The sequence below is a fragment of the Bradyrhizobium sp. genome (genome assembly GCF_028868675.1).
Classification (GTDB): domain Bacteria; phylum Pseudomonadota; class Alphaproteobacteria; order Rhizobiales; family Xanthobacteraceae; genus Bradyrhizobium.
Genome location: NZ_JAGWUA010000354.1, coordinates 1 through 2,331, shown reverse-complemented (window position 1 = coordinate 2,331; position 2,331 = coordinate 1). Strand labels below are relative to the sequence as shown.

The following is a 2,331-nucleotide window of genomic DNA, read 5'->3' as shown; positions in this document are numbered from 1 at the left end:
GGAAGAAAGTGGGTGGGTACCGGTCTAAACTCAGTCAGAGTGGCTCACCCATTTTCATCTAAGGCGGGTCGGCCCCTCGGGCCGGTCGGAACTCGCAATGACGGCGACCAATTCACCGCCCCAGCCATTTCGGCGGGCGCTTCTCGGAAAACGCCTTCGGGCCCTCGATGTAGTCCTGCGATGCGGCCATCGCCTTCACGGCCGGATAGTCGCGCTGATCCGCGATCGCCTGCTCCAGCGATACGGCGAGGCCTTTCTGGATGGTCTGCTTGGAGGCGCGGATCGACATCGGCGAATTCTTGGCGATCGTCTCGGCCCAGCGCAGCGCGGCGGCGAGCGCCTCGCCCTGCGGCACCACCTCGTTGACGAAGCCGAGCTCGAGGCCTTCCTTAGCGCCGACATGGCGCGCGGTGAGGATCATGCCCATGGCGCGCTTCAGCCCGATCTGGCGCGGCAGCCGGTGTAGGCCGCCGGCGAGCGCGGCCAGTCCCACGCGCGGCTCGGGCAGCGCGAAGGTCGCATTCTCCGAGGCGACGATGAGGTCGCAGGCGAGCGCGATCTCGAAGCCGCCGCCCATGGCGACGCCGTTCACGGCGGCGATGATCGGCTTGTCGCAGTCGAAGCGCGAGGTGAGGCCGGCGAAGCCGCCGGTATCCCAGCCGCGCTTGCCGCCGGCCGCCTGCCATTTGAGGTCGTTGCCGGCGCAGAACGCCTTGTCGCCGGCGCCGGTGACGATTGCGATCCACTGTTCCGGATCGGCGGAGAAATCGTCGAACACCTTGTTGAGCTCGAAATGCGCGTCCGTATGCAGCGCGTTGTAGACCTCGGGCCGCGACAGCGTCACGATGGTGATCGGTCCCTTGCGCTCCACTTTCGAGAACTTCAGCTCCATGTCCGCTCCCTCCGATTTTCTGTGATGGAGAATATTGGCCGCCATATTAGCGCGCAGGCGCGGTTCGGCACCATCGAATTGCGCAAGGTGCCTTGCGTGTTCCGATGCCCTCGGCTTGCTTGACTTGCGCGCGGTCTTCGCACCCTAATCGATCCGAACCATTGCGCGCCCAGCGCCTCAACGCAAAAGCAAAAGATCCGTCCGGGAGAGACTGCCGTGGATTTCTCACTGCCCGCCGACCTCGTCGCCTATCTCGCAGAGCTCGACCGCTTCATCGCGCGCGAGATCAAGCCGCTGGAGGAGGCCGACGACAACATCCGCTTCTTCGATCACCGCCGCGAATGGGCGCGGACCGATTTCGACGCTGGCGGCCTGCCGCGGCACGAATGGGAAGCGCTCTTGCGCAAGGCCAAGAATCTCGCCGACGCCGCCGGTCATCTCCGCTTCGCGGTGTCGAGCCGCTATGGCGGCAAGGACGGCTCCAACCTCTGGATGGCCGTGATCCGCGAGCACTTTGCCTCCCAAGGCCTCGGCCTGCACAACGATTTGCAGAACGAGCATTCCATCGTCGGCAATTTCCCGGTCGTCACCATGCTCGACCGCTACGGCCGCGACGACCAGAAGGCGATGATCGACGGCTCGATCAAGGGCCAATACCGCATCACCTTCGGCCTGACCGAGCCGCATCACGGCTCGGACGCCACCCACATGGAGACGCGCGCGGTGCCGGCGACCCGCGACAACGTCAAGGGCTGGGTCATCAACGGCGAGAAGATGTGGACCACCGGCATGCACGTCGCCACCCACTGCGCGCTGTTTGCGCGCACCTCTGGCAACGACGGCGATGCGCGCGGCATCACCTGCTTCCTGGTGCCGGCGAAGAGCGCGGGCGTCAAAGTTGAACAGTACATGTGGACCTTCAACATGCCGACCGACCATCCGCGCGTCAGCTTCACGGACGTGTTCGTGCCGGAGGATGCGCTGTTCGGCGAGATCGGCCGCGGCCTGTCGCTGGCGCAATGTTTCGTGCATCAGAACCGCATCCGGCAGGCGGCGAGCTCGCTGGGTGCCGCTGTCTACTGCATCAACGAGAGCGTGAAATATGCGCGCGAGCGCAAGCCGTTCGGCCGGGCGCTCGCCGAAAACCAGGCGATCCAGTTCCCGCTGGTCGAGCTCGCCACCCAAGCCGAGATGCTGCGGCTCCTGATCCGCAAGACCGCATGGGAGATGGACAAGCTCACCGAGGAGCAGATCGAGCGCACGCTGTCGGACCGCGTCTCGATGTGCAACTACTGGGCAAACCGGCTGTGCTGCGAGGCCGCCGACCGCGCCATGCAGGTCCATGGCGGCATGGGTTACTCCCGCCACAAGCCTTTCGAGCACATCTACCGCCACCACCGCCGCTACCGCATCACCGAAGGCAGCGAGGAGATCCAGAT

General features: G+C 65.2%; 2 protein-coding genes. One reads left to right on the top strand and one right to left on the bottom strand.

The features are described 5' to 3' along the window. Positions 1-112: 112 nt before the first annotated feature. Positions 113-892 (bottom strand): enoyl-CoA hydratase-related protein, encoded by a 780-nt coding sequence (locus KGM94_RS24970; RefSeq protein WP_300265347.1) that lies wholly within the window; start codon positions 890-892, stop codon positions 113-115. Between the two features lie 216 nt (positions 893-1,108). Here KGM94_RS24970 and KGM94_RS24965 point away from each other — a divergent pair. Beyond that, on the top strand, positions 1,109-2,331 hold a 1,223-nt coding region (locus KGM94_RS24965; protein ID WP_300265345.1), incomplete at its 3' end, for an acyl-CoA dehydrogenase family protein.